Origin of the sequence: Aequorivita aurantiaca (assembly GCF_030410135.1) — a bacterium.
Classification (GTDB): Bacteria; Bacteroidota; Bacteroidia; order Flavobacteriales; family Flavobacteriaceae; genus Aequorivita; species Aequorivita aurantiaca.
This window is the reverse complement of the sequence record NZ_JAUGQQ010000022.1, coordinates 1-5,453: the sequence shown is the minus strand read 5'-3', so window position 1 is coordinate 5,453 and position 5,453 is coordinate 1. Positions and strand designations below refer to the sequence as shown.

Genomic DNA, 5,453 nt, shown 5'->3' with positions numbered 1-5,453 from the left:
GTGAGGGGCTCTTAAAGGAAGGCGGCGACCTACTCTCCCACGAGGTGCAGTACCATCGGCGCAAACGGGCTTAACTTCTCTGTTCGGAATGGTAAGAGGTGAGCCCCGTCGCTATAGCCACCTTAGTTTTGAGTTAGGAGCTATGGGTTGGGAGTTATGAAGGTCATAACTCGGCACTCTGCACTCTTAACTTCTAGCTTTCCGCTAGAAAATATCTTGACACACGGAAACAAAAAATAGGGGAAAAGCTGAACTTACCTTTCAAAAGAGTTCGCGTCCCCCCTCCCTTGGAGGGGAAGGGGGAGGCTTTCGTACATAAGCTTACGGGCTATTAGTACCGCTCGGCTGGGACATTGCTGCCCTTGCACCTGCGGCCTATCGACGTGGTAGTCTCCCACGGCCCTTTAAAGAAATCTCATCTTGCGGTGGGTTTCGCGCTTATATGCTTTCAGCGCTTATCCCTTCCCGACGTAGCTACCCAGCGGTGCCCCTGGCGGGACAACTGGTGCACCAGCGGTCGGTCCAATCCGGTCCTCTCGTACTAGGATCAGATCCGCTCAAATTTCTTGCGCCCACTGTAGATAGAGACCGAACTGTCTCACGACGTTCTGAACCCAGCTCGCGTGCCACTTTAATGGGCGAACAGCCCAACCCTTGGGACCTTCTCCAGCCCCAGGATGTGACGAGCCGACATCGAGGTGCCAAACCCCCCCGTCGATGTGAGCTCTTGGGGGAGATCAGCCTGTTATCCCCGGCGTACCTTTTATCCTTTGAGCGATGGCCCTTCCATGCGGAACCACCGGATCACTATGCTCTACTTTCGTACCTGATCGACTTGTAGGTCTCTCAGTCAAGCTCCCTTATGCCATTGCACTCTGCACACGATTGCCAACCGTATTGAGGGAACCTTTAGAAGCCTCCGTTACTCTTTTGGAGGCGACCACCCCAGTCAAACTACCCACCAAGCACTGTCCCCCGTTGTGCGGGGTTAGACTCTAGACAAGCAAAGGGTGGTATTTCAACAATGACTCCACGACGCCTGGCGACGCCGCTTCAAAGTCTCCCACCTATCCTACACATTGCTTGCCCAGAACCAATACTAAGCTATAGTAAAGGTGCACGGGGTCTTTTCGTCCCACAGCGGGTAATCGGCATCTTCACCGATACTACAATTTCACCGAGCTCATGGCTGAGACAGTGTCCAGATCGTTACACCATTCGTGCAGGTCGGAACTTACCCGACAAGGAATTTCGCTACCTTAGGACCGTTATAGTTACGGCCGCCGTTTACTGGGGCTTCAATTCAATGCTTCTCCCCGAGGGGATGACATCTCCTCTTAACCTTCCAGCACCGGGCAGGTGTCAGGCCCTATACTTCATCTTTCGATTTTGCAGAGCCCTGTGTTTTTGATAAACAGTCGCCTGGACCTCTTCACTGCGGCCCCCCATACAGGGGGCGACCCTTCTCCCGAAGTTACGGGTCTATTTTGCCTAGTTCCTTAGCCATGAATCTCTCGAGCTCCTTAGAATTCTCATCCCAACCACCTGTGTCGGTTTAGGGTACGGGCTGCCTCGCTCGCTTTTCTTGGAAGTCGATATTCGGGATTATCACCTTGGCCGGGGCCTCGGTGTACTATCGCGGTATTACTACTCGCTTCAACGCACTATTCCGTCAGTGCGCACCCAATTCTCGCCTCCGTCGCTTTTGGCGCGGGCAGGTACGGGAATATTAACCCGTTGTCCATCCACTACCCCTTTCGGGTTCGCGTTAGGCCCCGACTAACCCCCAGCTGATTAGCATAGCTGGGGAAACCTTGGTCTTTCGGAGTGCGGGTTTCTCGCCCGCATTATCGTTACTTATGCCTACATTTTCTTTTCCGTACGCTCCAGCACGCCTCGCGACGCACCTTCGGCGCATACGGAATGCTCCCCTACCACCTATATAAATATAGGTCCATAGCTTCGGTAGATAGTTTATGCCCGATTATTATCCATGCCGGACCGCTCGACTAGTGAGCTGTTACGCACTCTTTAAATGAATGGCTGCTTCCAAGCCAACATCCTAGCTGTCTGTGCAGTCCAACCTCGTTTTTTCAACTTAACTATCATTTGGGGACCTTAGCTGATGGTCTGGGTTCTTTCCCTCTCGGACATGGACCTTAGCACCCATGCCCTCACTGCTGACCAACATTTTATAGCATTCGGAGTTTGTCAGGAATTGGTAGGCGGTGAAGCCCCCGCATCCAATCAGTAGCTCTACCTCTATAAAACTATATGTCAACGCTGCACCTAAATGCATTTCGGGGAGTACGAGCTATTTCCGAGTTTGATTGGCCTTTCACCCCTACCCTCAGGTCATCCCAAGACTTTTCAACGTCAACGGGTTCGGTCCTCCATTTGGTGTTACCCAAACTTCAACCTGCCCAAGGGTAGATCACACGGTTTCGCGTCTACTACTACCAACTAAAGCGCCCTATTCAGACTCGCTTTCGCTGCGGCTCCGGTACTCAATACCTTAACCTTGCTGGCAACAGTAACTCGTAGGCTCATTATGCAAAAGGCACGCCGTCACCAGTAAACTGGCTCCGACCGCTTGTAGGCGTATGGTTTCAGGTTCTATTTCACTCCGTTGTTCACGGTTCTTTTCACCTTTCCCTCACGGTACTGGTTCACTATCGGTCTCTCAGGAGTATTTAGCCTTGGCGGATGGTCCCGCCGGATTCATACAGGGTTTCACGTGCCCCGCACTACTCAGGATACCGCTATCGATAACGCTCCTTGCCTATACCGGGCTATCACCGTCTATGGCCACGCTTTCCAACGTGTTCTAGTTCATTGCGCATCGAATGTCGCGGTCCTACAACCCCGCACGGTCCGTAAACCGTACGGTTTGGGCTAATCCGATTTCGCTCGCCGCTACTATCGGAATCACTATTGTTTTCTCTTCCTCCGGGTACTTAGATGTTTCAGTTCCCCGGGTTTGCCCCGCTTGCGCGGTAATACATCTTCAATGTACTGGGTTGCCCCATTCGGATACCTGCGGATCAACTTGTATGTGCCAATCCCCGCAGCTTTTCGCAGCTTATCACGTCCTTCCTCGCCTCTGAGAGCCTAGGCATTCCCCATACGCCCTTATTTTGCTTATTGTACTTTTTGCTCTTTTAATGAGTTGTTCAAATTTCGCACACTATATAATAGTATGCACTTTATTACTTTTCTCGTATTCTTTGTTTCCAATATGTCAATGAACTGTCCGGATCCCCGCGTCCCCAGGCCCGGATAACGGGCAGCTAATGGGAACAACGGCTGTTGTCCTTGGTGGAGAATATCGGAGTCGAACCGATGACCTCCTGCGTGCAAGGCAGGCGCTCTAGCCAGCTGAGCTAATCCCCCATTTCTTCAGTTATGAGTTATTAGTTATGAGTTATGAGTACAAGACCCGCAACAAACCCAACTTCTAAAATTTCCTTCAATATGTTTTGTAATGAACTTTTCCAGATCGAAAACCGGCAATCGCCAACCTTCAATCCAAAATCAATAGTAGTCCCAGGCAGACTCGAACTGCCGACCTCTACATTATCAGTGTAGCGCTCTAACCAGCTGAGCTATGGGACTCTGTAAGCGGCCCCAATGTTCAGTGTTCAGTATCCAGTTTTGATATACTGAGACTTGACCTGTTGACCATAATATTATAAAATTGACAGCTAAACCAAGCAAGTACCCTTGCTTTTCATCATAAGAGCCTTCTCTTGTTGAATTTTCGGTCGTCTTTCTCTAGAAAGGAGGTGTTCCAGCCGCACCTTCCGGTACGGCTACCTTGTTACGACTTAGCCCCAGTTACCAGCTTCACCCTAGGCCGCTCCTCGCGGTGACGGACTTCAGGTGCTTCCAGCTTCCATGGCTTGACGGGCGGTGTGTACAAGGCCCGGGAACGTATTCACCGGATCATGGCTGATATCCGATTACTAGCGATTCCAGCTTCACGGGGTCGAGTTGCAGACCCCGATCCGAACTGAGACAGGTTTTGTGGATTCGCTCCGCCTTGCGGCGTGGCTGCCCATTGTACCTGCCATTGTAGCACGTGTGTGGCCCAGGACGTAAGGGCCGTGATGATTTGACGTCATCCCCACCTTCCTCACGGTTTGCACCGGCAGTCCCGTTAGAGTTCCCATCTTTACATGCTGGCAACTAACGGCAGGGGTTGCGCTCGTTATAGGACTTAACCTGACACCTCACGGCACGAGCTGACGACAACCATGCAGCACCTTGCAGTCTGTCCGAAGAAGGGGATGTTTCCACCCCTGTCAGACTACATTTAAGCCCTGGTAAGGTTCCTCGCGTATCATCGAATTAAACCACATGCTCCACCGCTTGTGCGGGCCCCCGTCAATTCCTTTGAGTTTCATTCTTGCGAACGTACTCCCCAGGTGGGATACTTATCACTTTCGCTTGGCCACCCAGCCTACCAACGTAGGCCGGACAGCTAGTATCCATCGTTTACGGCGTGGACTACCAGGGTATCTAATCCTGTTCGCTCCCCACGCTTTCGTCCATCAGCGTCAATATAGTGTTAGTGACCTGCCTTCGCAATCGGTATTCTATGTGATATCTAAGCATTTCACCGCTACACCACATATTCTAGCCACTTCACACTAATTCAAGACGACCAGTATCAATGGCAATTCCACAGTTGAGCTGCGGGATTTCACCACTGACTTAGACGCCCGCCTACGGACCCTTTAAACCCAATGATTCCGGATAACGCTCGGATCCTCCGTATTACCGCGGCTGCTGGCACGGAGTTAGCCGATCCTTATTCGTACGGTACCGTCAAGCCCCCACACGTGGGGGTGTTTCTTCCCGTAAAAAAGCAGTTTACAACCCATAGGGCAGTCTTCCTGCACGCGGCATGGCTGGATCAGGCTCCCGCCCATTGTCCAATATTCCTCACTGCTGCCTCCCGTAGGAGTCTGGTCCGTGTCTCAGTACCAGTGTGGGGGATCCCCCTCTCAGGGCCCCTACCCATCGTAGCCTTGGTGCGCCGTTACCGCACCAACAAGCTAATGGGACGCATGCCCATCTATTGCCGATAAATCTTTACCACAAATCAAATGCTCTCATTGTGGGCTATGGGGCATTAATCCAAGTTTCCCTGGGCTATTCCCCTGCAATAGGTAGGTTGCATACGCGTTACTCACCCGTGCGCCGGTCTCTGGGGTGCAAGCACCCCATACCCCTCGACTTGCATGTGTTAGGCCTGCCGCTAGCGTTCATCCTGAGCCAGGATCAAACTCTTCATCGTATAATCTTCAATAATATTGCGACCATACTCCATAAAGAGCCCGACTCTCAAAAAAATCTCGGATTCTCACTTAGTTTAGTTTTCTAATGTTGACCACCATCTTTTCAAATGGCAATCTACGCTGTCAATTTCAATATCTCAATGAACTTTT

At 51.4% G+C, this 5,453-nt stretch carries 2 tRNA genes and 3 rRNA genes; all 5 read right to left on the bottom strand.

Annotated elements, in window-relative coordinates:
* Positions 1 to 16: 16 nt before the first annotated feature.
* Positions 17 to 125, bottom strand: a 5S ribosomal RNA gene (gene rrf, locus QRD02_RS14125).
* Positions 126 to 311: 186 nt separating this feature from the next.
* Positions 312 to 3,147: ribosomal RNA gene (locus QRD02_RS14120) — 23S ribosomal RNA — on the bottom strand.
* Between the two features lie 169 nt (positions 3,148 to 3,316).
* Positions 3,317 to 3,393: transfer RNA gene (locus QRD02_RS14115), tRNA-Ala, on the bottom strand.
* Positions 3,394 to 3,541: 148 nt separating this feature from the next.
* Positions 3,542 to 3,615 (bottom strand) — tRNA-Ile (locus QRD02_RS14110).
* 163 nt (positions 3,616 to 3,778) lie between these two features.
* A 16S ribosomal RNA gene (locus tag QRD02_RS14105) occupies positions 3,779 to 5,302 on the bottom strand.
* Together the 16S, 23S and 5S rRNA genes with 2 tRNA genes alongside form the textbook arrangement of a ribosomal RNA operon.
* Positions 5,303 to 5,453: the final 151 nt, after the last annotated feature.